The following is a 25816-nucleotide window of genomic DNA, read 5'->3' as shown; positions in this document are numbered from 1 at the left end:
CGTCGCCCGCCGGCCCGGACCCCGCGGGGTCAGCCCAGGGGGCGGACGGTCAGCATCTGCTGAGCGTGCCCCACGGGTCCGTCCACGTCGTGCAGCACCGTGCTGGTGACGCCCTGCCCGGTCGGGCCGAAGACGACGGTCGTGTCCAGGCCCGTCCACCGGCCGCGCGGCGCGCGGTGCAGGTGCAGGGTGAGGTCGACGTTCGGGAACATCCACTCCGTCGGGGGCTGCCGCACGGCGATGCCGTTGGCGGTGTCCACGAGGGTGACGTACGAGGCCAGCGGGCTCGCCGCCTCCCCGGCGACCAGGTCGAGGCCGGTGGAGACCCAGGCGGTGGTCCGGCCGGGCCGGGGCGTGCCGACCGGACGTACGTCCACGGAGGCGATGTACCCGCCCGGCCACTCGGTGTCCAGGGGCCAGGAGGCGAGGGTGTCCGGGGCGGCGAGCCGGTCCGCGCCGCCGCCCGCCACGGCGCTCGTGTCGACGTCGGCCAGCAGCCAGGCCCTGGCCCGGGTCACGGACCGGCCCGCGATGAGCACGGTCGCCTCGACCAGTTCTATGGTGCGTCCGGGGCGGACGGTCTCCACCCGGATCTCGCACTCGTCCAGCGCCGGACGGCCCAGGATGTCGAAGCTGATCCGGCTCAGCGACATGGCCGCGCCCTCCCGCCCCGCCAGATGGCGGTCGACGGCGTGCACGATCAGGCCGCCCAGCGGGCTGAAGTGCTGCTCGTCCGTGCTCCACGCCCCGCCGGCGTGCGGGGTGGGCTTGTAGCGGTGCTCGTCGATCCGCTCGTAGTAGCTGTCCGGGGTCGCGGTGCTGGTGTTCAACGGGCTGCTCCTGGAACGACGGCGGTGCCTGGGCCGCGACCAGGATAGTTGTGCCGCCGATCGGGTCCCGCGCGGAGTGGCCGGCCCCCGGCTGGGCACCCAGGTGGGAAGTGGCGGGGGCCTGCACTCGAAGGAGCGGCGCGATGGCGAGGAACCGACGCAAGGGCGGCGACCTGGAGAAGGGCGACAAGGTCACCTGGAGCAGCCACGGCTCCCGGGCCGAGGGCGAGGTGGAGAAGAAGATCACCCGGCGCACCGAGGCCGGCGGCCGCACGGTGGACGCCTCCCCGGACGACCCGCAGTACAAGGTCCGCAGCGAGAAGTCGGGCGGGTCGGCGGTGCACAAGCCGTCCGCGCTCAAGAAGAAGAAGTGAGGCGGCACATGGACGGCGACGAGCGGCAGGAGACCTGGGACGGCTTCCGGGAGGTGGTGAACATGGCGCCGGCCGACCTGGAGGCGTGGCTGGACACCGACGAGTCCCGGGACGCAGGCCACCACCAGGACGGGGGCGAGTCCACCGGGCACGCCTCCGGCCGCCGCATCGTACGGATCCAGCGGACCGGCAAGGGCGACCTGTCGGACGACGACTACGAGCACATGCGCAAGGTCGTCGGCTACGTCCGCCGGCACCTGGCCCAGCGCCCGTCCGGCGACGTCGAGGACTCCCGGTGGCGCCACTCGCTCATGAACTGGGGCCACGACCCCCTCGCCTGACCGCGCCCGCGGCGCCCGCACGAAGGAGACGGACCCCATGGCAGACCCGCACCGCCGCCCCGAGGGGGTCAGCGACGAGACCGTGGAGGCCCTGGGCTCGCTGTCCAAGGCCCTGGAGACGACCGAGTGCGCCCGCGGGCACCTGTACGCCTTCCACCAGCTGACCGGGTCCGCCGACTTCGAGCTGGACCGCGCCGTGGAACTGCTGCGCGAGGCCGGGCACCCGGAGTGGGCGGAGCGGGTCCGCCGGGAGATCGTGGGCCGCGACGTCATCCCCGGCCACTGGACGTTCCAGGTCGTGGAGGCGTACGACCGCACGTACTACGAGCCGTTCCGGGACCTGGAGCGGGAGGCCGTGGAGCGGCTCGCCGAGGGCCGCGGCCACCTCTACGAGGCCGAGCTGAAGGAGGCCCGCCGCACCCGGGACCACCCGGACCCCACCTCCGGCGGCGCCGCCGGCTGACGGCCGCCGCCGGGCCGGGAGGGGCCGGCCCTCACTCGCGTCCGCGGGCCCGCTTGAAGCGGTCCAGTCCCTCGCCGAGGTCGACCACCGGGTCCGGATAGGCGTCGTACTCCGCCCGCTCCCGGCCCGTCAGCCGCCACGGCTCGTGCACGTACCGCCCCTCCAGACCGGCCAGTTCGGGCACCCAGCGCCGGACGTAGGCACCGTCGGGGTCGAAGCGCCGCGCCTGGGTGAGCGGGTTGAGGACGCGGTGCGGGCGGGTGTCCGTGCCGGTGCCGGCGGCCCACTGCCAGTTCATCTGGTTGTTGGCCACGTCGCCGTCCACGAGCAGGTCGAGGAAGTGCCGGGCGCCCACCCGCCAGTCCACGTAGAGGGTCTTGGTGAGGAAACTGGCGGTCAGCAGGCGGGCCCGGTTGTGCATCCAGCCCTCGTGCCGCAGCTGCCGCATGGCCGCGTCGACGATCGGGTAGCCCGTACGCCCCTCCTTCCACGCGGCGATGTCCTCGTCGGCGCGCGCACCGGTGCGCCAGCGGTCGTGCCGGGTGCGGTAGTCGGCCGTCGAGGCCCGCGGCCGCGCGGACAGCACCTGGGCGTGGAAGTCCCGCCAGGCGACCTGCCGTACGAACGCCTCGGCGCCGGCGCCGCCCTTGGCGCGGGCGCGGTGCACCAGCTCGACGGGGGAGAGGGCGCCGAAGTGCAGGTGCGGGGAGAGCCGCGAGGTGTCGTCGCCGGCCAGGTCGTCGTGCCGGTCGGCGTAGCCGGTGATGCCGTCGCGCAGCCAGGCCGTCAGACGCTTCCTGGCCTCCCGTTCGCCGCCGGCCGCCAGTCCCGGGGACAGACCCGTGAGGTCGCTGCGGCGCGGCAGCGGCTCCGAGCCGACGCCGTCCGGGACCCGGACCTTGCGCGGCGCGGCGAGCGCCTCGCGCACGGAGCACTCGCTCCAGCGGCGGTGGTACGGCGTGAAGACCGCGAAGTGGTCGGAGGAGGCCGGGGTGACGGCCCCCGGCGCCAGCACGGTCGTCACCGCGTCGTGGACGTGCAGCCGCCGGCCCCCGGCCCCGAGGGCGTCCCGGAGCCGCTCCTCGCGCCGGTGGGCGTGCCCGCTGACGTCGGACGCCATGTGCACCTCGTCGGCCTCCGCCTCGGCGGCCACCGCGCACACCTGGTCGACCAGGTCGCCGGAGCGCACGACGAGGTGCCCGCCCCGCTCCCGCAGCCCCGCGTCCAGGTCGTGCAGGCAGTCGGCGAGGAACGCCAGCCGGTTGGGTGCCGCGAACCCGGCCGCGTCGACGGCACGGTCCCGGACGAACAGCGGCACCACGGCGTCCGATCCGTCCAGGGCGGCACGCAGCGGCGGATGGTCGTGCAGCCGCAGGTCGCGGGTGAACAGGACGACCGACGTGGTCATGACGCTCCTCGGTGGGGGGATCGGGCCGCGGCGCCGGGCGCGGATCCGCGGCGCACGGCTCTCATGGGGCGGACGTGTCCCGGGCCGCGGCCCGGGCGATGTTGCGGGCCATCCCGCCGAACACCGCGGCGTGGAAGGCCCACACGCTCCACCAGTAGGCGTGTCCGGCCAGCCCGCGGGGGTGGAACAGCGCCCGCTGCCGGTACCGCGTCCGCCCGGCGTCGTCGGTGTCGGCGTACATCTCCAGCCAGGCAAGGCCCGGCAGCCGCATCTCCGCGCGCAGCCGCAGCAGCCGGCCCGGGACGATCTCCTCCACCCGCCAGAAGTCGAGCGAGTCGCCCGCCCGCAGCCGGGCGGCGTCCCGGCGGCCGCGGCGCAGCCCCACCCCGCCGACCAGCCGGTCGAGCCAGCCCCGCACCGCCCAGGCCAGCGGGAACGAGTACCAGCCGTTGTCGCCGCCGATCCCCTCGATGACCCGCCACAGCGCGGCGGGCGAGGCGTCGACGGTCAGCGTGCGGTGGTCGGTGTAGAGGCTGCCGCCCGCCCAGTCCGGGTCGGTGGGCAGCGGGTCGCTGGGCGCCCCGGGCACCGACGCCGACGACCAGCGCGTGGTGACCTGCGCGTCCCGCACGCGTTGCAGGGCCAGCCGCAGCGCGCCGTCGAAGCCGAGCGGATAACCCGGCGGCGCGGGCACGTACTTCAGGATGTCGTTCTCCCGGCACACCACCTCGTGCCGCAGCGACTCGGTGAGCGGGCGGGCGATCGAGGCGGGGACCGGCGTGATGAGGCCGACCCAGTGGCTGGACAGGCCCGGTGACAGCATCGGCACCGAGAGGATCAGCCGCTTGGGCAGCTGGGCGACCTCGGCGTAGCGGACCATCATCTCGCGGTAGGTCAGGACGTCGGGACCGCCCACGTCGAAGGCGCGGGACACCTCGGCCGGCATCGTCGCGCTGCCGACCAGCGCGCGCAGCACGTCCCGGACGGCGATCGGCTGGATGCGGGTGTGCACCCAGCTGGGCGTGACCATGACCGGCAGTCGTTCGGTCAGGTAGCGCAGCATCTCGAAGGAGGCCGACCCGGAACCGATGACGATCGCGGCGCGCAGCACCGTCGTGGGCACCCCGGAGGCGAGGAGGATGCGGCCGACCTCGGCACGGGAGCGCAGGTGCGGGGAGAGTTCCCGTTCCGGCACGTCCGACGGGGTCAGCCCGCCGAGGTAGACGATGCGCCGGACCCCGGCCGCCTCCGCCCGCTCGGCGAAGGTGCGGGCCGCCCGCCGGTCCGTCGCCTCGAAGTCGTCGCCGCTGCCGAGCGCGTGTACCAGGTAGTAGGCGACGTCGACCCCCTCCATCGCCCGGGACACCGAGTCGGCGTCCAGCACGTCGCCGCGCACCACCTCGGCCTCGCCGGCCCACGGGTGGTCGCGCAGCTTCTCCGGGGAACGGGCCAGGCAGCGCACCCGGTGGCCGGCGGCCAGCAGCTCCGGCACGAGCCGGCCGCCGACGTACCCGGTGGCACCGGTGACGAGACAGCGCAGACCCGTCCCGCCGGCCTCGCTCGGGCCTTCGCCGCTCGTGCGGTCGTGTTCTGGACTCATGGGGCTCCGTCTCTCACGGGACAGTCGTCACGTGATCACTTCCCGCGCGCGCCCGGTCATGGATGCGCGGGGGCCCAGGTTGACCCTTCTATACGCTGATCGCGTGGCGACAGCGAACCAGCGCGGGCAGCACGCGCACGAACGGGGGACCGGGGCCGGTCCCGAGGCGGGCGACCTGCACGTCCTCGCCTCCCACCTGAGGCGGATGAACGGCGAGATCAACCGGCTCGTGCACGGCTTCGCCGCGACCCAGGGCCTGCACGCCACCGACGTGCAGGCGCTGGCGGCGATCCTGGACTCGCCCGAGCCCATGACACCGGGCCGGCTGCGCGAACACCTCGGGCTCACCTCGGGCGCGGTCACCGCCTGCGTGGACCGGCTGGAGCGCGCCGGCCACGTGCGCCGGGTCCGGGAGAGCGCCGACCGGCGGGTCGTCCATCTGCACTACGTGCCCGACGCGCGGGCGGCGGCCCGGACGTACTTCAAGCCGCTGGCCGAGGCCGCCGCGTCCGCCCGCGAGCGCTTCGACGAGCACGAGCTGGCGGTCGTGGTGCGGTTCCTGGCGGCGATGAACCGCGAACTGGGCCTGCGCTCCGAGGAGGGCTGAAGGGGGCTGAAGAGGGCTGAATCAGGGGGCCGTCCGCCGCATCCGGGGGACGGGGCGGGGCAGAAGACGGTGTGTCACGAGGCCCCAAGTAACTCAATCATTGAGATTGTTTATGATCGAGCTACTTTCCTCGCCGCCGCCGGAGACCAGGAGACCTGAAGAGCGATGTCCACCCCCACCCGACGCGCCCGCTGGCTCGTCCCCGTCGTCCTCCTCCTGGCCTGGCTCGGCATCGGCGGGGCGCTCGGCCCGTACGCCGGCAAGCTCGGCGAGGTCGCCACCAACGACCAGGCGGCGTTCCTGCCGCGCAGCGCCGAGTCCACCCGGGTCGTCGACGCCCAGAAGGCCTTCCAGCAGGACGAGACGCTTCCGGTGATCGTCGTGTGGACCGCGGACGGCGGCGGTTCCGTCACCGGCGAGCGGGCGGCGGCCACCCGGGCGGTCGCCTCCGTGGAGGGCGGGCCCGGCGTCGTGGGGGCCCCGTCTCCCGCGCTGCCCTCCGAGGACGGCGAGGCGCTCCAGGCCGTCGTCCAGCTCAGGCCCGACCTCGGCGAGGCGCTGCCCGACGCCCTGGCCGAGATCCAGGACGCCGTCGGGAAGGTGCCCGGCACCGAGGCGCGGCTCGCCGGACCCGCGGCCTCCCAGGCCGACCTCTCCGACGCCTTCTCCGGCATCGACGGACTGCTGCTCGGCGTCGCCCTGATCACCGTGCTGGTGATCCTGCTGCTCGTCTACCGCAGCGTCCTGCTGCCCCTGGTCATCATCCTCGGGGCCGTCTTCGCCCTCGGCCTGGCCTGCGCGATCGTCTACGCCCTCGCCGACCGCGGCGTCGTCCGCGTGGACGGGCAGGTCCAGGGCATCCTCTCCATCCTGGTCATCGGCGCCGCCACCGACTACGCGCTGCTGCTCACCGCCCGCTTCCGCGAGGAACTCGCCCACCACGCCGACCGGTTCGGGGCGGTGCGCGCCGCGCTGCGGGCCTCCTGGGGCGCCGTAGTCGCCAGCGCGGCGACCGTCGCCCTCGGCCTGCTGGCCCTGCTGCTCAGCGACCTCACCAACAACCGCGCGCTCGGCCCCGTCGGCGCCATCGGCATCGTCTGCGCGGTGCTCAGCACCCTCACCTTCCTGCCCGCCGTGCTGGTGCTGCTGGGCCGCGCCGCCTACTGGCCCGCCAAGCCCGTGCGCTCCGGCGACCCCGAGGGCGGGCACCGGCTGTGGCACCGCATCGCCGCCCTCGTGGACCGGGCGCCCCGCCGCATCTGGGCGATCTCGCTCGCCGCGCTGATCGCCTGCGCCGCCTTCGCGCCGACCCTGACGTCCCGGGGCGTGCCGCTCGACGAGATCTTCGTCAACGACGCGCCCTCGGTCTCCGCCCAGCAGACGCTGGCCCGGCACTTCCCGGGCGGCTCCGGCAACCCCGCAGTGATCATCGCCGACGCCGACCGGCTCGACCCCGTCCTCGCCGCCGCCCGGGACACCCGCGGGGTCGCCTCCGCGGCCCCGGTCAGCGAGTCCGGCCGCCCCGGCGGCGGGGAGCCGAGGATCGTCGACGGGCGGGTGCGCGTCGACGCGACCCTCCAGGCGCCCGCCGACAGCGACGCCGCCAAGAGCGCGGTGGCCCGGCTTCGGACCGCCGTCCACGAGGTGCCCGGCGCGAACGCCCTGGTCGGCGGCTACACCGCCCAGCAGTACGACACTCAGCGCACAGCCGAGCACGACCGCACGCTGATCGTGCCCGTCGTCCTCGCCATCATCCTGGTCATCCTGATCGCCCTGCTGCGCTCCCTGCTGATGCCGGTGCTGCTGGTGGCGACGGTGGCGCTGAACTTCCTGGCCACCCTGGGCGTCTCGGCCCTCGTCTTCACCCACGTGTTCGGCTTCAGCGGCACGGACGCCTCCGTCCCGCTGTACGGGTTCGTGTTCCTGGTCGCCCTGGGCGTGGACTACAACATCTTCCTGATGTCCCGGGTGCGCCAGGAGTCGTTGCGGCACGGGGTGCGCGAGGGCATCCTGCGGGGTCTGACCGCCACCGGCGGCGTGATCACCTCGGCCGGTGTCGTCCTCGCCGCCACCTTCGCCGCGCTGGGGGTGATCCCGCTGGCCTTCCTGGTGCAGATCGCCTTCATCGTGGCCTTCGGCGTACTCCTGGACACCCTCGTGGTGCGCTCCCTGCTGGTGCCGGCACTCGCCCGCGACATCGGCCCCGTGGCCTGGTGGCCGAGCCGGCTCGGCGACCGCACGCCCGCCGGGAGCAAGTGACCCGGCGGCCCGTCAGCCGCCGGTGGTCCCCGGACCGGGCCGCACCGTGCCGAGGTAGCGCCGCACCTCGATCTCGATGACGACCCGCTCCGGGTTCTCCCGGGGCCGCTTGTAGCGGGCCGCGTACCGGGCCTCCGCGTCGCGGACCGACGCGGCGTCCCCCCGCACGGTCGCGACGCCCTCCAGCGTCGACCAGCGCCTGCCGTCCACCTGTCCCACGGCGACCACGGCCGACCCGGCCCGCAGCACGTTGCGCGCCTTGGCGGTGCCCCCGCCGGTGATGACCCGAGCGGTGCGCGTGGCGTGGTCGTACGTCACGCCGACCGGCACCAGGTGCGGGCTCCCGTCCGCGCGCGGCGTCGACAGGAAGCACACCCGGCGCTCCCGCCAGAACTCCGTGAACTCCTCGTCCGCCCCGTGCCGTTCCCCGGTGTCCATCCGATGCCCTCGTTCCCAGCGGTGTCCGTACGCGTCGGACACAGCATCACCCGGGGAGTCTCGGCGCCGCGCGTCGGGGTGCGGGCATGGGGATCAGGCGGCGGCGTCCTGTTCCGCGGGGCGCGGCGCGGCGGAGGCCGGATCGGCGCGGCGGGGCGCGGAGTCCGCGCGCCGGCCGCCGGGGAGGAGTCTCAGGTGGCGGCGCCGGGCGTGCCGGGCCGCGACCGGCTCGGCGAACAGCCGGTCCTCCAGGTAGGTCATGGTGAACAGCAGCAGCCCGACACCGGGCAGCAGCAGGACGGCAACGTAAACCACGGCGCGGGTCCCTCCGCTGTGGACGACTCCCTGCGGGTGCCCCGCCACGGTCCGGTGATGGGCCGGTACCCGGTGAAGATGACGCAACTGTCGGACATACCGGGCAAGCGCGGGAATGGGGCGTGTGTGGCGCGGCTCGCAGGGCGTCATGTTCGCGGCACCGCTGGGTAGGCGGCCCCGACGGCAGCCACTCACCCCCGAGGAAACGGAGCAGTCGAGCTGATGTCGCACACCCTCCCGCCCACCGGCCAGGTCACGAACCCGCAGTTGGCGGCCTCGTGGTCGGACTGGTTCGGCGACCACACCGAGGCACTGATCGGGATCCCCCTGCGCATCGCGCTCATCGTCGTGATCCTCCTGGTGCTGCGCGCGCTGGCCAAGCGGGCCATCACCCGGGTCGTCAAGGGCGTACTGGAACCCTCGGGCGGCGAGGCCGAGCCGCGCCGGCCCCGCAGGTCCACCCGGGGTGCCGCCGTCCTGCACCGCGACCGCTCCCGGGCCCGCCAGCGCCGCGAGCAGCGGGCCCGCACCATCGGCTCCGTGCTCAGCAGCGCCGTGACCATCGTGCTGTTCATGGTCGGCGTCGCGATGGTGCTCGACCAGGTCGGCATCGCGCTCGGCCCGCTGCTCGCCAGCGCCGGAGTGGTCGGACTCGCGATCGGCTTCGGCGCGCAGAGCCTGGTCGCCGACTACCTGTCCGGCCTGCTCATCATGGTCGAGGACCAGTACGGCGTCGGAGACTCCGTCGACCTGGGCGAGGCCATCGGCGAGGTGGAGCACGTCGGCCTGCGCCTCACGCACGTGCGCGATCTCAACGGCGGTCTGTGGCACATCCGCAACGGCGAGATCCTGCGCGTGCGCAACGACAGCCAGGAGTGGGCGCGCGCCGTCCTGGACGTCGCCGTCGCGCACGACGCGGACCTCGACACGGTCTACCGCGTGCTGGAGGACACCGGCCGCGCGCTGCGCGAGGAACCGGAGTTCGCCGACGTCCTGCTGGAGGAGCCCGCGGTGTGGGGCGTGCAGTCCCTGGACGCCGACGGGGTGCTGGTGCGCCTCGCGGTCAAGACCGTGCCGCTCCAGCAGTGGGGCGTCACCCGCGAACTGCGCCGCCGGGTCAAGGACGCGCTGGACGACGCGGGCGTCGAGATCCCCTTCCCGCGCCGGACGGTGTGGGTGCGCACCGACCAGGCGGACGCCGAGGCGGGGGCGTTCACCCGCTGACACGCCGGGGCCGGGACTTGCTGGTCCGGCAAACACCTTTGGTGCCGCCCCGGCGGCCGGTGCAGCCTGCGTACGGGGCGCGCGCGTCGCGCCCCGCCCCGCAGCCGCGTCCGACCGCCCAGGAGGCACCATGACCGACCTGCCCCTTCCCGCTCCCGCCGCGGAGTTCTGGGAGGCCCGCTACCGCGACACCGACCGCGTGTGGAGCGGCCGCCCCAACGACCTGCTGGTGCGCGAGGCGAGCGCCCTCACCCCCGGCACCGCGCTGGACCTCGGCTGCGGCGAGGGGGCGGACGCCGTATGGCTGGCCTCCCGCGGCTGGCGCGTCACCGGCGCGGACATCTCCGGCACCGCCCTCGAACGCGCCGCCGCCCACGCCGCCGAGGCCGGCGTGGGCGAGCGCACCGCCTGGGAGCGCCACGAACTGGGCCCCTCCTTCCCCGCGGGCTCCTTCGACCTCGTGAACGCGCAGTACCTCCAGTCGCCGGTCGCCTTCGACCAGCGGGCGGTGCTGAGCGCGGCGGCCCGCGCGGTGGCGGACGGCGGCACCCTGCTGCTCGTGATGCACGCGGGCTGGCCCTCCTGGCAGACCGAGCCGCCCTTCGACGCCGTCTTCCCGACCCTGGACGGACTCCTGGCCGAACTGGCCCTGCCGGACGGCGAGTGGAGCGTCGTCACCGCGGAGACCGTCCGGCGGCCGAGCGTGTCGCCGGAGGGAACCGAGGGCTTTCGCGAGGACCACGTGTGGCGCCTGCGACGGGCGTAGACCCGTGTGGCGCCTGCTATGTCTGGTTTGTTGAAGAAGTTATCTTCTGAGAATTTTGAGAAGAGAGGCATGTTTTGGGACTCACCGGACACCCTTGGGTGTGAAGGCCATTTGGCTACCAGAGGGAGATGGTGAAATGCCTTCCAAGGACAAGGTGCTCAAGGAAGTCACCCGCACCGAGAACATCGAGATCGACGCGGTACTCGACCCCGCCGAGCCCGACGGAGTCTTCCGTGACAGCCGTGAGTGCGCAGCGCTCGCCCTCCAGTCGGGAGCCGGCAACCTGCTGCTCTCGCCGCCGACCCCGCGCCCGAAGAAGGGCTGACGGACCGACGGGAGCACTGAGATGGAGCAGTCGAGCACATCGGCCCTCCTGCAGGGCACGGTGCTGGACCTCGCTTCCGACGTGGTCTCCGCTCTTCGGAGCGGAGACCACGTGCGAGCGGGCAGCACCCTGACGACCGGCGGCGCCGGCGAGGGCGTCGCGCGTGCGGCGGTACGCGTTCTGGGCGCCGACACGCTGCTGCCCGCCGTCCTGCTGCGCGTTCCGCCCGACCCCGGGCAACTCGCGGTGTTCAAGGACGCCGTGACGGCCCATCCGCCGCGTCCCGACGCGGCCCCCGCCGTCGTATGGAGCCACTGGGCCATGGCCCGCGCGCTGCGCCGGCTGGACCAGCCCCTGGCCGGTCCGCCCGCCGGCGAACCCGGTGCGGAACCCGGCGCCGACTGGCTCGACCGGGCCGGCTGGCAGGTGCTGACCCATCAGCTCGCCGTGCTGGCGCCGCTCGCGCTGCCCGGCGAGGAGTGCGCGGTGACCCGCGTGGCACGGCGCCGCCCGGTGGACGTCGCCCGCGGCTTCGTGCGCGCGGTGCGCCGCCGGGACTGGCAGCAGGCGGCCGGGGCCGGACGCTGGCTCACCCTCCTGGACGGGGTGCCGGAGACCCTCGGCCTCGAAGCGGGCCTCGACTTCGTCCGCCTCATGGGCGGCTCCGACCCGCGGGTGGCGCTCCAGCTGGAGGCGGCGCGGCTGATGCCCGCCGCGGTACTCCTGTGAACGTGCGGGCCGTCGAGGAGGCGGCCCTCGACTGGGTGTGGGCCCACCGCGACCGCTTCGCCCTCGGCGAGGACGCGCTGGCCGCCGACGGCCAGGTCAACCGGACCTGGAAGCCGCTGGGCGAGCTGACCCGGGTCTGCGCCTCGGTGTCGCTGTGCACCCCGCCGTCCGACCCGGTGCGCGCGCGGGTGTCGGACCTGCTGGACTTCGCCTGGCGGCAGACCCGGGAGGGCGAGCTGTTCCCGCTGATGCAGTCGCTGGAGCCGTTCGCCACCTACCCGTTGGAGGTCTACGCCGCCTTCACCTCCGCCGGTTTCCGGCACCCGGGCTACGAGGCTTCCGCCGCGGTGGTGGCCCGGACCCGCGGCTGGCGGCTCACCGAGCAGTACCCCACCCGGCGGCTCGGTGTCCTGGAGGCCGAGCGGCACAGCGGCATCCCTCCGCACGGGACAGTCCCGCAGGCACTGGACCGCACCTGGCTGGGCGGACTGCCGGAGCCCTGGACCTTCGAACGCGCGGCCGGTTACGCGCTCACCCACGTCGTGTTCCACGTCACCGACTGGGGAGGCCGCCCCGAGGGCGTGCCGCCCGGCCTCGCGGACTACCTGCTGCACTGGCTGCCGCCCTGGCTCGACACGTGCCTGGAGGCCCGGATGTGGGACCTCGGCTGCGAGCTGCTGGCCGTCGCCGCCAGCCTGCCGCGCCCGCCCGGCCCGGATGCCCTGGACGAGGCCTGGCTGCGCCTCGCCGCCGCCCAGGACCCGTCCGGCGCCATCCCCGAGGAGGGTGTCGTGCAGGACGCCGCGGGAGAGCACCCGGTGATCGACCCCTATGACTTCACCGACTGTTACCACTCCACCCTGATGGGCGTGTTCGCGGCCGCCCTCACCACCGCACGGCTGCGGGACGCGGACCACGCCGGACAAGGAGTGCCGGGATGACGGACACCCGCCTGATCCACGGCGTCGGCGCGGGCGCGCTGGAGTGGCTGTGGGCCCACCGCGACGGCTTCCGCCTCGAACAGGACGTGGACCCCGAGACCGGCTTCCTGGAGCGCTTCAAGCCGATCGGCGAACTCGCCGTGATCTGCAAGGTGCTCTTCCGGGAGGGCGTCGCCGGCTCCCGGCAGGCCCAGCTCGCCCGCCAACTGCTCGACCACACCTGGCGCGAGACGCTGGACGGCGGCCGGATGCTGGTGCGCGGCCAGCGCGTCGAGCCCTTCTCCACCATCCCCTTCGAGGTGTACCTGCCCTTCAAGGAGCTGGGCTACAGCCAGCCCGAGGTGGAGCGGGCCACGGTCCTCAACCACCGGCTGGACAGCTGGAGCCGGTTCCCGGTGACGCCGACCCGGCGCCTCGGGCTCTCCGCCTTCCAGCGGCGCTTCGGCCTCGCCCCCCGGCCCCCCGAGGCCGACCTGGTCGCCGCCACCTGGCTGGCCGGCACCCCCGAACCCTGGACCGTCGAGGGCCACACCGCCTACGACATCACGCACACCGTCTTCCACCTGACCGACTGGGGCGAGAACCCCGGCGGACTGCCCCCCGACGTCGCGGGCTACCTCGCCACCTGGCTGCCGGTGTGGATCGACGACTGGCTGGACCTCCAGCGCTGGGACCTGCTCGGCGAACTCCTCGTCGTCGACGCCTGCCTGCCCCGGCCCACCCTCGACGAGGCCGCCTGGCGGGGCTTCGCCGCAGCCCAGCAGCCCGACGGCGCCATGCCCGCGCTGCGCACCATGCCCGAGGGCGACCCCGACACGCTGTTCGACCTGGTCTACCACCCGACCCTGGTCGCCGCCTTCGCCTCCCTGCTCGCCACGTCCCGCGCGCTCAGCGAGCTGGCGCACAGCGCCTCGTGACGGGCCGTCCCACGCCCTGGCCGGGCGACCCCGACGCCGCCGCGGACACCGCGCCGGGCCCGCGCGCCCCGCGGGCCCCGGACGCACCGGCGGACGACGCCGCCCTGCGGGAACGGCTGGCCGAGGCCGTCGCCGCCTGCGACGCACCGGACGTCGTCTTCGCCGTGTCCCGGCACGGCCGGCGCACCCTGGTCGGCGGCGGCACCGCCCCGCCCTCCGACGTCCCCCGCGAGGACCTGCGCTACGAGATCGGGTCGGCCTCGAAGACCTTCACCGGGCTGCTGCTGACCCGGCTCGTGCGGCGCGGCGCGCTCATCGGCGGCGAGGCGGCCGTCACCTGCCTGGACCCCGGACGCCCGGCAGGACCGCACCCCGTGACGCTGGCCCACCTGATCACCCACACCGCGGGACTGCCCGCCCTCCCGCCCGGCTTCCTGCGCACCGGACTGCCCGCCTGGAGCACCAACCCCTACGCGCGCTACCCGGCCGAACGGCTGACGGACACCTTCCTGAGCCACCGGCCCCGGCACCGCCCCGGCACTCGCTGGCGCTACTCCAACTACGGCGTCTCCGTGCTCGGGCACGCCGTCGCAACCGTCCTCGGGACCTCCTGGGAGCACCTGCTGACCCGTCAGGTCCTGGACCCGCTGGGCCTCGCGGACACCGCCCTGCGCGCCGAGGGCCCCGGCACGGACGCCGTCGGGCACCGCAAGGACGGCCGCACCCCCGTTCCGCCCTTCGACGCCGGCGCCTTCCAGGCGGCAGGCGCCGTCCGGTCCACCCCGCACGACCTGCTCACCTTCCTGGAGGCCCACCTCGACCCGGCCGCCTCACCGGCCGCGGGAGCCCTGGGCGCCGTGCGGGTGCCGGTGCTCCGCCGGGGCCTCGGGCACCGGCACGTGCACACGGTGGCCTGGTTCCGCCACCCGACGGACGGCGGACCGATGTACTTCCACAGCGGGGCGACCCTGGGCCAGCAGGCGTTCCTGGGGTTCCGCCCCGACACCGGCACGGCCCTGGCCGCGGTGTGCGGCCGGCGCTTCCGCGCCTCGGACCCCTTCATCGCCGGCGCGTACGCGATCCTCGCGCAGACGTAGCGAGCCGTCGGAGCGGTTCCGCGCGGCGGAGTCGGGCGCGGACGCGCCGATGGGCGCGGGGCCGCGTCGAGCGGCGGCCCCGCGCCCGTCGGCCGCCGCACGGCGGCGGCCGGTCCGTCAGACCCGCTGCCACAGGGCCGGCGTGCTCGCCGGTGAGCCCACCCCCTGCGCCTGGTGGTTCTGCAGGCACCGGTAGCGCTCGCCCGCGTACGACACGGTGGCGCCCGCCTGGTAGACCCGGCCCGCGGCCCACGCGTCGGCCGCCGCGTTGTCCTGCGGCGGCGCGGGCGTCCCGGCCGCGGCCGAGGAGGTCTTCAGAGTGAGGCCGAAGTCGCTGAGCAGCGGGTTGATCGGCTGGTAGAACGTGGTCCCGCCGTTGGTGCAGTCGCCCGAGCCGCCCGACGTGGTGCCCTGGCCCTGGGTGCCGGAGACGAAGGGGCCGCCGGAGTCGCCGGGTTCCGCGCACACCGTCGTCTCGGTCAGCCCGTTCACCGTGCCCTCGGGGTAGGTGACCGTCGAGTCGTGCTGCCGGACGGTGCCGCAGTGCCAGCCCGTGGTCGAGCCCGAACGGCACACCGAGGCGCCCACGAGTGCCTCCACCGAGCCCGCGATCTGCACCTTCTCGCCGCCCTCGCCCTTGACGTCCGGCGTCGCGGTCCAGTCCGAGTTGACGCCCACCCAGGCCATGTCCTTGCCGGGGAAGGTCGAGGCCTGGAAGGTGCCCTGGGCGGCCTCGTTGTACCCGGTGGTGGTGGCGCCCGGGTCGCCGCAGTGCCCGGCGGTGGCGAAGCCCTGCTGGTCGTCCTTGGTGACGGAGAAGCCGATGGAGCAGCGGGCCTGGTCGTTGATGTAGTAGGCGTCGCCGCCGACCAGGTCGGCCAGCAGCCGCGGCCGGTTCGGGGAGACGCGGACGCCCACGTCCTGGCCGGCCAGCCCCGCCCTCTCCACGAACGCGTCCGCCGCGGACCGGCTGGTGGCCTGGACGACGACCCGGTTGGTCCTCACGTCGACGTACCAGACCGGCGTCTGCTCGGTGCGCACCCGGACGGCGGCGGCGTCCAGCTTCTCCTTGACCGAGCGCAGTTCGGCCAGGCCGTGCTCGACCACGGCCGCCTCGGCGCCCCCGGCCTCGATGGCGGCGGTGTCGGCCGCGTCCGTGGTGGCGACGGTCAGCTCGGCGGAGGTCGCGCCGCTCACCCAGGCCCCGGCGAAGCGGTCGCCCAGCGTGTTGCGCAGCATGCCGGCGCGGGTGCCCGCCTCCGTCTCGTTGGCCAGGCGGTCCGCCGCCAGGCCGGGAGCCAGTCCGAGGTCGCGTTCCATCGCCCGCAGCATCCGCGCCGACGGGGCCGCCGCCGCGGACGTCCGGGCCGCGGCGGACTCGGGGGCCGGGGCGGGCGGCGGCGCGGCGGTGGCGGCCGAGGGGAGTGCGGTCAGGACGAGCGCGCCGAGCGCGGTCAGTGCGGCGCGGCGGCTGCGCGCGGCGTGTCTGCCGACCATGCGATGTGCCTCCTTCGAGGGCTGTCCGGGACAGCGGTGTTCGGTGCGCGACCGTGGGTCACGGCGCGACGGGGACGAGGTCACAGGCCTTGCCGGAAAGGCCGGCGGCGATACCGGCCGCGGCGCTCTTTCGCGCTATGGGGGACGCGGTGGGTGCCAAGTGCAGTACGCGCGGGCCCCGGCCGCCCGCCGGACCGGGCTCAGGCGGGCTTCAGCCCGGGCGCGCCCGCCTCCGTGACGAAGGACGCGGCCGTGGTGATGGCGGCGCCGGGCGTGCTGATGGCGGACACGGTCCGGAAGTCGAGGTGGGCCGCCTGGCGGTCCAGTTCCACCCGGACGTAGCCGCGCTTGCCGTTGTAGAACCTCATGTGCGGGTTGGCCCGCAGGTACAGCTCGTGGTTGGCGGGCTGCTCGACGCCGTCCCGGCCGCTGGCCACCGAGGTGCAGGTGACCTCCGTGGCGACGGTGGCCGACGCCGGGTCGTCGAAGTCCTCCTTGACGTCGAGGGCGTAGCCGACGTGCACGTCGCCGGTCAGGATCAGCCAGTTGTCGATCCCGGCGCCCTTCGCCCCGGCCACGACCCGGTCGCGCGAGGCGCGGTAGCCGTCCCAGGCGTCCATCGACAGGGCCGCGTCGGCGGTGTCGTCGAACTTGCGCTGGGAGAAGCAGACCTGCTGGGGCATCACGTTCCACAGCGCGGTCGAGCCCTGCCAGCCGTCCAGCAGCCACTGCTCCTGCGCGGCGCCCGTCATGGTGCGCGCCGGGTCGTCGGACTCGGTCCCGGGGGCGTGCGGGCGGTCGTCGTAGGCCTGGTCGGAGCGGTACTGGCGGGTGTCGAGGAAGTCGAACTGGGCGAGCGTGCCCCAGTGCAGCCTCCGGTAGAGCCTGGCGTCCGGGCCCTGGGGCAGCTGGGCGGCGCGCAGCGGCTGGTTCTCCCAGTACGCGCGGTAGGCGGCGGCCCGCCGCAGCAGGAACTCGGCCGGCGGGACGTCGTTCTCGGGCACGCTCCCCGCGTAGTTGTTCTCCGTCTCGTGGTCGTCCCAGGTGACGACGAACGGGTGCGCGGCGTGCGCGGCCTGGAGGTCCTCGTCGCTCTTGTAGAGGGAGTACCGCAGCCGGTAGTCCGCCAGGGTCATCGTCTCCCGGTTGAAGACGTCGGGCAGCGTGACGTCGGTGTAGCGGCGCTCGCCGCCGGCCGAGTTCACCGCGTACTCGTACAGGTAGTCGCCGAGATGGAAGACCACGTCGACGTCGTCCTCGGCGACGTGCCGGTGCACGGTGTAGTAGCCGTCCTGGTACGCCTGGCAGGCGACGGTCGCGATCCGCAGGCCCGACGTGGGGCTGCTCGCGGGCGGCGCGGTGCGGGTGCGGCCGGCCGGGCTGATCCAGGCGCCGGCGCGGAAGCGGTAGTAGTAGACGGTGCCGGGCGTCAGGCCCTTCACGTCGACGTGCACGCTGTGGGCGTACTCGGCGTGCGCCTCGGCGGTGCCCCGGAGCAGGACCGCCGCGAAGTACTCGTCGAAGGCCACCTCCCACTCCACCGCGACCCGCTCGGTGCCCATCCCGCCGTCCTCCAGGAACGGTTCCGGCGCCAGCCGGGTCCACAGCAGCACCGAGTCCGGCAGCGGGTCGCCGGAGGCGACGCCCAGGGTGAAGGGGTCCTTCGTGATCCGGGCGGCACGGCGTTCGGGGGCGGCGACCGCGCCGCGCGCGGGCCGGTTGGTGGCGAAGGCGAGTGCCGCGGCGGCCGCGGTCACGGTGAGGAAGCGCCTGCGGCCGAGGTGCCGGGCGGCGGCGGCCAGCTCCGCGTCGTGCGGGGAGAAGGCGTGCTCGGCCAGTGCGCTGTGACGGCCCGTGGGCGCCATCTGGTGTCCTCTCGTACGGGGCTGGGGGACCCCGCATGCTAAGCAGACAAAACACCTGAAACGGTCAGGGCGTGCGGAATGATCACACAGGAGGCGCACACCCGGACGGGCGCACACCCGGACGGACGCGGGGGCCGGTCCCGTGGCGGCCCGCTCCCGGTGGTGACACGCCCTAGAGCGGCGGTGCCGGCAGCGGCGAGCGGCTCACCCTGATCTTGGACTGGCCGTGCGGCCGCTTCTCCCAGTCGTCCATGAACCGCGCGTGCAGGCCGTGCCGGGCGGCCAGGCTCAGCAGGGTGTCCGTGCGGTAGTAGAAGTCCTCCCGCAGCACCTGGTGTTCGGCGCCCTCCGTGCGGTCGAAGGTGAAGTCGAAGAAGCCGGTGCGGGTCAGCACGCGGCCCACGCCGCCAAGGCACTCGTCGATGACCTGTGGCGGGGAGTGCGAGAAGACGCTGTGGGCGTGGACCACGTCGAAGTGGCCGTCGGGCAGGAAGTCCAGCCGCAGGTCGCCGGTGAGGGTCAGGTGGGGCAGCTTGGCCTGGAGCCCGCGCTCGGTGAGGGTCCGCTTGGCGGCGATCAGGATGTCCGGCGAGATGTCGATGCCGTAGTAGTGGCCCGCGTCGAGGTGGTCGATGAAGCGCCAGCCGCCGCGCAGGTTGCCGCAGCCGATGTCGAGCATCCGGTGCTCCGGGCGCAGCCCGTGCTCGACGAGGTAGTCGAACTGCATCCGGCCGAGCGCGAGCCAGCGGTCGTGGGACCGGCTGCCGACCGCGGCCTCGGGATCGCGCCGCGCGTCGGAGGCCATCACCGCCCGGTAGTAGCCGACGTGGTCGGGGTGGCGCAGCCGCAGCCACGCGTCCCGCGCGGCCCGGCGGAGGTGGGGGACGACCCGCTCGGGGTGGCTCAGCGCGTACCGGGCCTTGTGCGTGAGCGCCGCGCGGTTGCTGCGCAGCTTCTTCGGGGACCTGGCGTCCTTGGGCATGGCGGAACGACCTCCGTGCGAGGAGTTCGGACGAGGCGAGGTGCCGGGAAGGCTGCCAGACCCGGGAGCGCATTGACAGGACCGCCGTGCGCAGGTCGCGGTCTGGACTCCCAGTCCAGGCGCTGGACGTGTAGTCTGAACCCAGTCGATGTCGGAGCAAGGAGCCCTGATGAGCGAAACGGCGCTGGACGCCGAGCGCGACGCGGTCCTCGCCGCACTGCGCCCGGTCGTCGACGGCATCGCCGCCACGTTCGGGCCGGTCTGCGAGGCGGTCCTGCACGACTACCGGGAGCCCGAGCGGTCGGTGGTCGCCGTCGCAGGCTCGGTGACCGGACGGACCGTGGGCGGCGCGATGAGCGAGATCGGCATGCGCGTCCTGGCCCGCGGCGACGAGGCCCGCGACGAGCTGAACTACGTCACGCGCACGGACGGCGGCACCCTGCTGAAGTCCTCGACGATGGTGCTGCGCGACTCCACGGGCGCGGTGTTCGGCGCCCTGTGCGTCAACCTGGACGTCTCGGCCGTGGACCGGGCCCACGCCCTGCTCGGCGCCCTCGCCGGGACCGCGGGCATCCCCGCCGACCCGCCGGCCACCACCTTCGCCGACGACATCGACGCCGTGGTCGAGGCCATCGTGGACGCCCACCCGCTGCGCCGGGGCGCCGGCTGGGCGGCGCTGGACCGCGACCGGCGCCTGGAGCTGTTCCGCGACCTGGACGGGCGCGGCGTCTTCGCCGTACGCCGCTCGGTCGAGCACGTCGCCGCGCGGCTCGGCATCTCCCGGGCCTCCGCCTACCACTACCTCTCCCAGGCCCGCGCCGTCACCGACCGGGCCGACGACCCCGCCGGAGGACATCCGTGACGACCACCACCGCGCCGGTCACCCTCGACGACGTACGGGCCGCCGCCGCCCGCATCGAGGGTGTCGCGCACCGCACGCCGGTGCTGCGCTCCCGCACCCTGGACGCCCTCGTCGGCGCCGAGGTCTTCCTCAAGTGCGAGAACCACCAGCGGGTCGGCGCCTTCAAGTTCCGCGGCGCCTACCACGCGGCCTCCCGCCTCACGCCGGAGCGGCTGTCCCGGGGCATAGCGGCCTACTCCTCCGGGAACCACGCGCAGGCCGTCGCCCTCGCCGCCCGCGAACTGGGCACCACCGCGGTGATCGTCATGCCCGAGGACGCCCCGCCCTCCAAGCGCGCGGCCACCGAGGGGTACGGGGCGGAGATCGTCACCTACGACCGCTACACCGGGGACCGGGTGGCCGTCGCCGAGGCCCTGGCCGCCGACCGGGGCCTCACCCTGATCCCGCCCTACGAGCACCCGGACGTCATCGCCGGACAGGGCACCGCCGCCCTCGAACTCGTCGAGGAGACCGGTGACCTGGACGCGCTGGTCGCACCGGTGGGCGGCGGGGGACTGATCGCCGGGAGCGCCACCGCCGTCAAGGGGCTGCACCCCGCCACCCGGGTGATCGGCGTCGAGCCGGAGGCCGGTGACGACACCCGGCGTTCCCTCGCGGCGGGCCGCCGCGTCACCGTGCCCGTGCCGCGCACCATCGCCGACGGCCAGGCCCTGACCACCCCCGGCGAGCTGACGTTCTCCGTCAACCGGCGGCTGCTCGACGGGGTCGTGGTGGTCTCCGACGACGAGATCCGGGAGGCGATGCGGTTCGCCTTCGAGCGCCTCAAGACCGTCCTCGAACCCAGCGGCGCCACCCCGCTCGCCGCCCTCCTGACCGGCCGGATCGACGCCCTGCCCCGCCGGGTCGGCGTGATCCTCTCCGGCGGCAACGTGGACGCCGCCCGTTTCGCCGAACTCTGCGGCCCGCCCCGCTGACCGCACCCGTCCCCCGGATGGCGCAGCCGACTTGACAGGCGGACGATGGAGTGGTGGGCCCAGGGGAGGCCAGGGAAAGGAGGAGCGTCATGCTGGAGGCGAAGACGCTCGACAAACCCGACGAGCGGCGTGATTTCCCCCGCGGGCACATCGAGGCCGTGCACATGGCGGGACTCGACTTCGCCGTCGCCACCTTCGAGCCGGGCTGGCGCTGGTCGGAGTCCGTGGCGCCGATCGCGGGCACCGACAGCTGCATGATCCATCACAACTGCTACGTGGTGGAGGGACGCATGCACGTCCGCATGGACGACGGCACCGACATGGAGGTCGGCCCCGGCGACGTGTTCGTCTGCTCGCCGGGCCACGACGCCTGGGTCGTCGGCGACGCGCAATGCGTCGTGTACGACTTCGCGGGCGCCATGGCGAAGGAGTACGCCAAGGCGGACTAGCCCGTCACACCGGCAGCAATCTGCTCACCAGTGCGCCGAGTTGGCGCACGTTGCGGCACTCGTGCATCTCGATCAGCTCGGCGTACGCCGGTGCCGCGGAGTCGCCGGTGCCCCAGCGGGAGCGCGGCTCGGGGTTGAGCCAGTAGCCGCGCCGGGCCCGCCCGGTGATCCGCCGCAGGGCGGGCAGGTTCGGGTCGCTCATGTTGGTCCGGGCGTCCCCGAGGACGAACACCGTCGTGCGCGGGCCGACCGCGTCGCCGTACCGCTCCGCGAACTCGCCCAGGGCGACTCCGTAGTCGCTGCTGCCGTGCCAGCCGGTGAGCCGGGCCTCGGCACCGATCCGGGCGCCCAGTCCCTCCGGGTCGGCGGTGCCGTGCGCGAGGAGCCCGGTCACCTCGTCGATCCGGTTGACGAAGGCGAACACCCGCACCTTGGCGAACTGGTCGTGCAACGCCTGCACCAGCAGCATGGTGAAGTCCGAGAAGCCGGCCACCGACCCCGACACGTCGCACAGCAGCACCAGTTCGGGCCGTACCGGACGGCGTCGGCGCAGCACCGGCTTCATCGGCACGCCGCCCGTGGACAGCGACCCGCGCAGGGTGCGCCGCAGGTCGATGCTGCCGCGGGAGGCGCGGCGGCGCCGTGCCGTCAGCCGGGTGGCGAGCTTGCGCGCCAGGGGCCGCACCGTCCGCCGCAGATCGGCCAGTTGGGCCTGCCCGGCGACCAGGAAGTCGACGCGGTCCGGTGTCGGGGCGACGGCGCGCCGGGCGATCTCGTCGCGCCCCCGCCGCTCCGCCACCCGGCGCCGCGCCTCCGCCGCCACCAGCCGCCGGAAGACCTCGATGCGGCGCCGGATCTCGTCCTCCAGCAGACGGTCGGTGAAACCCGCGGCGCCACCACGCGCCCGCAGATCGTCCCGGACCCGGGCGAGCAGCGTCTGCGGGCGGAGCCGGTCGAGCGTCTGGTGCGAGGACCAGCCGTCCGAGCCGGGGGAGGGGCCGGACGCGCCGGGGCCGCCGCCCGCACCGGAGGAGCCGTAGGCGCCGAACCCGTCCACCGCCTCCCCGGCCAGCCGGGCCAGCAGCGTCCGGTCGTCGTCGGCGAGCGCCGCGGCGAGCCGGTCGCGCAGTTCCTCCCGTCCGGCGGGGCCGGTCCCCGGACCGCCGACGCCACGGGGGAAGTACACGTCGAAGACCGGGTCGAACACCCGCCGCTGGTCCGCCGTGTGCAGCAGGGTCGCCGCCAGGCCCTCGCGCAGCAGTTCCCGGTCGGCCAGACCGAGGGCCTCCACCGCGCGTGCCGCGTCCACGCTCTCCCCGGTGCCCACCCGCACGCCGTGCGCCCGCAACGACGCCACCAGCGACGTCACACGCTCGGCGACGCCGGTCGTCACAGCGTGTCCAGGTCGAGCTTGGCCGCGGCCCGCAGGACGTCGTCCTGATGCTTGAGGACGACGCCGAGCGTGTCGCGCACGAGGGCCTCGTCCAGGGTGTCCGCGCCGAGCGCGAGCAGGGTGCGGGCCCAGTCGACGGTCTCGGCGACCGAGGGCACCTTGCGCAGCTCCATGGCGCGCAGCGCGCCCACCACCCGCACCAGGGAGCCGGCCAGGGTCTCGTCGAGGTCCGGCACCTTCAGCCGCACGATCCGCCGCTCCAGCTCCTCCTCCGGGAACCCGATGTGCAGGAACAGGCAGCGCCGGCGCAGCGCCTCGGACAGCTCGCGGCTCGCGTTCGAGGTGAGGACGACGAAGGGCCGGCGGGTCGCGGTGACGGTGCCCAGCTCCGGCACCGTCACCTGGAAGTCGCTCAGCACCTCCAGGAGCAGGCCCTCGACCTCGACGTCCGCCTTGTCGGTCTCGTCGATCAGGAGCACCTTGGCGTCGTCCCCGCGGATCGCGGTCAGCAGCGGCCGGGGGAGCAGGAACTCCTCGCCGAAGATGTCGGTCCGCGCCTCGTCCCAGCTCTCGTCGCGGCCGGCGCTGATGCGCAGCAGCTGCTTGGCGTGGTTCCACTCGTACAGCGCCCGGGACTCGTCGACGCCCTCGTAGCACTGGAGGCGTACCAGCCGGGCGTCGGTGACCCGGGCGACGGCCTTGGCCAGCTCGGTCTTGCCCACCCCCGCGGGCCCCTCGACCAGCAGCGGCTTGCCGAGCCGGGCGGCGAGGAACACGGTCGTGGCGACCGCGGGCGACGCCAGGTAGCCGGTCTCGGCGAGGCGTGCGGAGACGTCGTCGACGGAAGTGAACACCGGGGCCTCCAGCGCGGTTGCGATGCGTATCGCCCCTATCTAAGCGCTTGTTCAGACCGGCTGTCACGGAAAGGGCGGAAGGGACGGCCGTCCGGCGGCCGCCCCTTCCCGCTTCCCCTCATCCCCTCGCATCCGCTCACGCGGCGAGCGCCACCGCCCCCACCGCGGGCGTGCGCAGCACCCGGCGGGCCGTCGCGAGGCTCGTCCCGAGCGTCACCGCCGCCGTCACCGACACCATCGCGAGCCAGACCCCGGCGAACTGGTCCGGCAGCACCGCGTCGGTGCGGACCACGGTGAACGGCACCACACCGGCCAGCGCGGCCACCGTGCCGAGCACCACCCCGGTGAGCGTCAGGATCACGCCCTCCGCGGCCACCACGCGCAGTACCTGCCCGGGGGTCGCGCCCGCCAGCCGCTGCTGGCCGAACTCCCGCGAACGGTAGGTCGTCGCCGCGTACAGCGAGTTCACCAGCATCAGGCAGACGAACACCGCGATGATGCCGACCACGGTCAGGTTCAGCGTCTCCAGGTTCTTGGCGTCGACGGACTTGACCAGGCCGGAGGCCTTCACCGCGTCGCTCTCCACCGCCTGCATGGTGAGCGTCGCCGTCGACACCGCCGTGAACAGGATGAGCGCCACCAGGATCCCGGCGAGGTGCGCGGCCCGCTCGCGCAGATTGCGCACGGCCAGCCAGACGCTCGGGCCGGCCTGCGGCAGCCGCCCCAGCACGCCCCGCAGCAGCCCCGGCGACAGCAGCGCGAGTCCGACCGACAGCAGGATCGCGCCGTAGGCCGGCGCCGCCATCAGCGCCTCGTCCGTCGCGGAGGACAGGAAGGTCGAGCCGGCACCTGCCGCGCCCGCGACCAGTGCCGCGTACGCGAGGAAGCGCTTGGCCCCCGCCCGTTCCCCGCGGCCCCGCGTCACCCGCCGCACCGCCAGGAACGCGGCGCCCGCCGCGGCGACCAGGGTGATGTCCACACCGCTCAGCAGGGCGATCGGGCCGAAGGCGTAGTCGACGGAGCGCGCGACCTGCCCGCTGTCCTGGAACATCTCCAGCAGCGCCCGCCCGCCGAGCATCGCGGGGCCGACCGCCAGCGCGGCGCCCGCCAGCGCGACGGCCACCGCCTCACCCACGACCATCCGCTTGATCTGCGCCGGGGTCGCCCCCGAGCAGCGCAGCAGCTCCAGTTCGGCGGCGCGCTGGCGCACGTTGACCGTCAGCGTCGAGGCGACCGCGAAGAACACCAGCAGGGTCCCGTAGCCGCCGACGACCCCCGCCGCCGTACCGAGCGTCTCCGAGCTGACCGCGTCGACGCCGTCCCCCGCGGCCGTGTCGTGCATCGAGTTGAACGTCATGATGATCGCCGCGCCCAGGAACGCGGACAGCAGCGTCGCGAGGAACCGTCCGGGGCGCTGCCGGATCGAACGCAGGGCCAGTACCAGCATCGGTCACACCCCCGCCGTCACGTCGTCGCCGAGGTGGGCCAGCCGCTCCGCCACCGCGTCCGGCGTCGGCGCGTCCATCCGCCCCACCGGCCGGCCGTCGGCGAGGAAGACCACCGAGTCCGCGTACGAGGCGGCGACCGGGTCGTGCGTCACCATCACCACGGTGCGCCCGTGCACCCGCACCGCCTCCTGGAGGAGCAGCAGCACCTGCCGTGCGCTGCGCGTGTCCAGCGCGCCCGTCGGCTCGTCGGCGAAGATCACCCGGGGTTCGGTGACCAGGGCGCGGGCGATCGCGACCCGCTGGCGCTGGCCGCCGGAGAGCTGGGCGGGGCGGTGGCCCAGCCGGTCCCCGAGGCCGACCGCCGTCAGGATCTCGGTGACGCGCCGGCGGTCGACGCGGCGTCCGGCGAGCTTGAGCGGCAGCACCGTGTTCTGCGCGACCGTCAGCGTGTCCAGCAGGTTGTACTGCTGGAACACGAACCCGACCCGCCCGCGCCGGAACCGGGTCAGCTCCGCCTCGGTGCCCCCCGTCAGCTCCGCGCCGTCCACCCACACGATGCCGCTGTCCGGCCGTTCGAGGCCCGCCGCGCACTGGAGCAGTGTGGACTTGCCCGAGCCCGACGGTCCCATGACCGCGGTGAACGTGGAGCGGGCCAGGCTCAGCGTGACGCCGTCCAGGGCGGTCACCGCGTTCTCCGCGGTGCCGTAGGTCCGGGTCACCTTGACGAGCCGCAGCGCCTCGGGGGCGGGGCCCTGGTCGTGTCCGCCGCGTGTGCGGGTACGGAACATCGTCATCACCTTCCGTGCGGCCCGCCCGGTGCGGTGCCTCGTCGAAGACGCTACGGAGCGGCGGGCCGGG

27 protein-coding genes are annotated in these 25816 nt (G+C 74.5%); 15 read left to right on the top strand and 12 right to left on the bottom strand.

Annotation, left to right across the window (positions count from 1 at the left end; genetic code table 11):
• Positions 1 to 29 precede the first annotated feature (29 nt).
• The gene (locus tag IE108_RS25545; RefSeq protein ID WP_064731069.1) at positions 30 to 830 is read right to left on the bottom strand and encodes a thioesterase family protein; all 801 of its coding nucleotides are present in this window, start codon (positions 828 to 830) and stop codon (positions 30 to 32) included.
• Between the two features lie 143 nt (positions 831 to 973).
• Between IE108_RS25545 and IE108_RS25540 the strand changes: the two genes are divergently transcribed.
• The 3 genes from IE108_RS25540 to IE108_RS25530 are packed head-to-tail and all read left to right on the top strand — an operon-like array spanning position 974 to position 2008.
• Positions 974 to 1204, top strand: a complete 231-nt coding sequence (locus IE108_RS25540) for a hypervirulence associated TUDOR domain-containing protein (RefSeq protein WP_064731070.1) — start codon at positions 974 to 976, stop codon at positions 1202 to 1204.
• A gap of 8 nt (positions 1205 to 1212) precedes the next feature.
• A complete protein-coding gene (locus IE108_RS25535; protein WP_064731071.1) occupies positions 1213 to 1545 on the top strand; it encodes a DUF3140 domain-containing protein in 333 nt (110 codons plus the stop codon).
• Positions 1546 to 1582: 37 nt separating this feature from the next.
• Positions 1583 to 2008 (top strand): hypothetical protein, encoded by a 426-nt coding sequence (locus tag IE108_RS25530; protein WP_064731072.1) that lies wholly within the window; start codon positions 1583 to 1585, stop codon positions 2006 to 2008.
• Positions 2009 to 2039: 31 nt separating this feature from the next.
• Here IE108_RS25530 and IE108_RS25525 read toward each other — a convergent pair whose 3' ends face one another.
• Both IE108_RS25525 and IE108_RS25520 read right to left on the bottom strand, forming a co-directional pair.
• A complete protein-coding gene (locus IE108_RS25525) occupies positions 2040 to 3416 on the bottom strand; it encodes a cryptochrome/photolyase family protein (protein WP_064731073.1) in 1377 nt (458 codons plus the stop codon).
• A 61-nt stretch (positions 3417 to 3477) separates the two neighbouring features.
• Positions 3478 to 5016 carry an SDR family oxidoreductase gene (locus tag IE108_RS25520; RefSeq protein WP_064731074.1) on the bottom strand — a complete coding sequence of 513 codons (1539 nt, stop codon included), beginning with the start codon at positions 5014 to 5016 and terminating at the stop codon, positions 3478 to 3480.
• Positions 5017 to 5119: 103 nt separating this feature from the next.
• Between IE108_RS25520 and IE108_RS25515 the strand changes: the two genes are divergently transcribed.
• Together IE108_RS25515 and IE108_RS25510 are read left to right on the top strand one after the other, a co-directional pair.
• Positions 5120 to 5623, top strand: coding sequence for a MarR family winged helix-turn-helix transcriptional regulator (locus IE108_RS25515; protein ID WP_064731075.1), 504 nt, complete (start codon positions 5120 to 5122; stop codon positions 5621 to 5623).
• Positions 5624 to 5788: 165 nt separating this feature from the next.
• Positions 5789 to 7882, top strand: coding sequence for an MMPL family transporter (locus IE108_RS25510; RefSeq protein WP_064731076.1), 2094 nt, complete (start codon positions 5789 to 5791; stop codon positions 7880 to 7882).
• A 12-nt stretch (positions 7883 to 7894) separates the two neighbouring features.
• On the opposite strand, the gene IE108_RS25505 is transcribed toward IE108_RS25510, so the two are convergent.
• Together IE108_RS25505 and IE108_RS25500 are read right to left on the bottom strand one after the other, a co-directional pair.
• Complete coding sequence (locus IE108_RS25505; RefSeq protein ID WP_064731077.1) at positions 7895 to 8320, bottom strand: TIGR03618 family F420-dependent PPOX class oxidoreductase; 426 nt, start codon at positions 8318 to 8320, stop codon at positions 7895 to 7897.
• Positions 8321 to 8413: 93 nt separating this feature from the next.
• On the bottom strand, positions 8414 to 8635 hold the full coding sequence (locus IE108_RS25500; protein WP_064731078.1) for a hypothetical protein: 222 nt from the start codon (positions 8633 to 8635) through the stop codon (positions 8414 to 8416).
• 222 nt (positions 8636 to 8857) lie between these two features.
• Here IE108_RS25500 and IE108_RS25495 point away from each other — a divergent pair, with 222 nt between their 5' ends.
• The 7 genes from IE108_RS25495 (at position 8858) to IE108_RS25465 (ending at position 14634) form a co-directional block, all read left to right on the top strand.
• A complete protein-coding gene (locus tag IE108_RS25495; protein ID WP_064731079.1) occupies positions 8858 to 9859 on the top strand; it encodes a mechanosensitive ion channel family protein in 1002 nt (333 codons plus the stop codon).
• 130 nt (positions 9860 to 9989) lie between these two features.
• Positions 9990 to 10625: a class I SAM-dependent methyltransferase gene (locus tag IE108_RS25490; protein ID WP_064731080.1), complete on the top strand. Its 636-nt coding sequence runs from the start codon at positions 9990 to 9992 to the stop codon at positions 10623 to 10625.
• A gap of 136 nt (positions 10626 to 10761) precedes the next feature.
• Positions 10762 to 10950 carry a hypothetical protein gene (locus IE108_RS25485; protein WP_064731081.1) on the top strand — a complete coding sequence of 63 codons (189 nt, stop codon included), beginning with the start codon at positions 10762 to 10764 and terminating at the stop codon, positions 10948 to 10950.
• 21 nt (positions 10951 to 10971) lie between these two features.
• On the top strand, positions 10972 to 11679 hold the full coding sequence (locus IE108_RS25480; protein WP_064731082.1) for a hypothetical protein: 708 nt from the start codon (positions 10972 to 10974) through the stop codon (positions 11677 to 11679).
• Positions 11676 to 12620 carry a DUF6895 family protein gene (locus tag IE108_RS25475; RefSeq protein WP_064731083.1) on the top strand — a complete coding sequence of 315 codons (945 nt, stop codon included), beginning with the start codon at positions 11676 to 11678 and terminating at the stop codon, positions 12618 to 12620. The genes IE108_RS25480 and IE108_RS25475 overlap by 4 nt, the downstream gene beginning before the upstream one ends.
• Positions 12617 to 13537 (top strand): DUF6895 family protein, encoded by a 921-nt coding sequence (locus IE108_RS25470; RefSeq protein ID WP_064731084.1) that lies wholly within the window; start codon positions 12617 to 12619, stop codon positions 13535 to 13537. The genes IE108_RS25475 and IE108_RS25470 overlap by 4 nt, the downstream gene beginning before the upstream one ends.
• Positions 13534 to 14634: a serine hydrolase domain-containing protein gene (locus tag IE108_RS25465; RefSeq protein WP_064731085.1), complete on the top strand. Its 1101-nt coding sequence runs from the start codon at positions 13534 to 13536 to the stop codon at positions 14632 to 14634. Before IE108_RS25470 ends, IE108_RS25465 begins: the two co-directional genes overlap by 4 nt.
• 117 nt (positions 14635 to 14751) lie before the next feature.
• On the opposite strand, the gene IE108_RS25460 is transcribed toward IE108_RS25465, so the two are convergent.
• The 3 genes from IE108_RS25460 to IE108_RS25450 form a co-directional block, all read right to left on the bottom strand.
• Entirely contained in the window at positions 14752 to 16131 is a 1380-nt protein-coding gene (locus tag IE108_RS25460) for an alpha-lytic protease prodomain-containing protein (RefSeq protein ID WP_064731086.1), read from the bottom strand.
• Positions 16132 to 16331: 200 nt separating this feature from the next.
• On the bottom strand, positions 16332 to 17996 hold the full coding sequence (locus IE108_RS25455) for an alkaline phosphatase D family protein (RefSeq protein WP_064731087.1): 1665 nt from the start codon (positions 17994 to 17996) through the stop codon (positions 16332 to 16334).
• 172 nt (positions 17997 to 18168) lie between these two features.
• Positions 18169 to 18978 (bottom strand): class I SAM-dependent methyltransferase, encoded by an 810-nt coding sequence (locus IE108_RS25450; RefSeq protein ID WP_064731088.1) that lies wholly within the window; start codon positions 18976 to 18978, stop codon positions 18169 to 18171.
• A gap of 169 nt (positions 18979 to 19147) precedes the next feature.
• Between IE108_RS25450 and IE108_RS25445 the strand changes: the two genes are divergently transcribed.
• From IE108_RS25445 to IE108_RS25435, 3 genes are all read left to right on the top strand, one after another.
• A complete protein-coding gene (locus IE108_RS25445; protein ID WP_064731089.1) occupies positions 19148 to 19840 on the top strand; it encodes a helix-turn-helix transcriptional regulator in 693 nt (230 codons plus the stop codon).
• Positions 19837 to 20814 carry a pyridoxal-phosphate dependent enzyme gene (locus IE108_RS25440; RefSeq protein ID WP_064731090.1) on the top strand — a complete coding sequence of 326 codons (978 nt, stop codon included), beginning with the start codon at positions 19837 to 19839 and terminating at the stop codon, positions 20812 to 20814. The genes IE108_RS25445 and IE108_RS25440 overlap by 4 nt, the downstream gene beginning before the upstream one ends.
• 89 nt (positions 20815 to 20903) lie before the next feature.
• Positions 20904 to 21263 (top strand): cupin domain-containing protein, encoded by a 360-nt coding sequence (locus IE108_RS25435; RefSeq protein ID WP_064731091.1) that lies wholly within the window; start codon positions 20904 to 20906, stop codon positions 21261 to 21263.
• A 4-nt stretch (positions 21264 to 21267) separates the two neighbouring features.
• Here the strand turns inward: IE108_RS25435 and IE108_RS25430 are convergent, their stop codons facing one another.
• The 4 genes from IE108_RS25430 to IE108_RS25415 form a co-directional block, all read right to left on the bottom strand.
• Positions 21268 to 22656 (bottom strand): VWA domain-containing protein, encoded by a 1389-nt coding sequence (locus IE108_RS25430; RefSeq protein ID WP_064731092.1) that lies wholly within the window; start codon positions 22654 to 22656, stop codon positions 21268 to 21270.
• Positions 22653 to 23510, bottom strand: coding sequence for an AAA family ATPase (locus IE108_RS25425; protein WP_064731093.1), 858 nt, complete (start codon positions 23508 to 23510; stop codon positions 22653 to 22655). Before IE108_RS25425 ends, IE108_RS25430 begins: the two co-directional genes overlap by 4 nt.
• 136 nt (positions 23511 to 23646) lie before the next feature.
• The gene (locus tag IE108_RS25420) at positions 23647 to 24957 is read right to left on the bottom strand and encodes an FtsX-like permease family protein (protein ID WP_064731094.1); all 1311 of its coding nucleotides are present in this window, start codon (positions 24955 to 24957) and stop codon (positions 23647 to 23649) included.
• A gap of 3 nt (positions 24958 to 24960) precedes the next feature.
• Complete coding sequence (locus tag IE108_RS25415) at positions 24961 to 25752, bottom strand: ABC transporter ATP-binding protein (RefSeq protein WP_064731095.1); 792 nt, start codon at positions 25750 to 25752, stop codon at positions 24961 to 24963.
• Positions 25753 to 25816 lie beyond the last annotated feature (64 nt).

It is taken from the genome of Streptomyces parvulus (genome assembly GCF_014648855.1).
In the GTDB taxonomy this organism is placed as follows: Bacteria; Actinomycetota; Actinomycetes; order Streptomycetales; family Streptomycetaceae; genus Streptomyces; species Streptomyces parvulus.
Note: the sequence above shows the minus strand (reverse complement) of the source record. Positions and strands in the feature narration are given on the sequence as shown.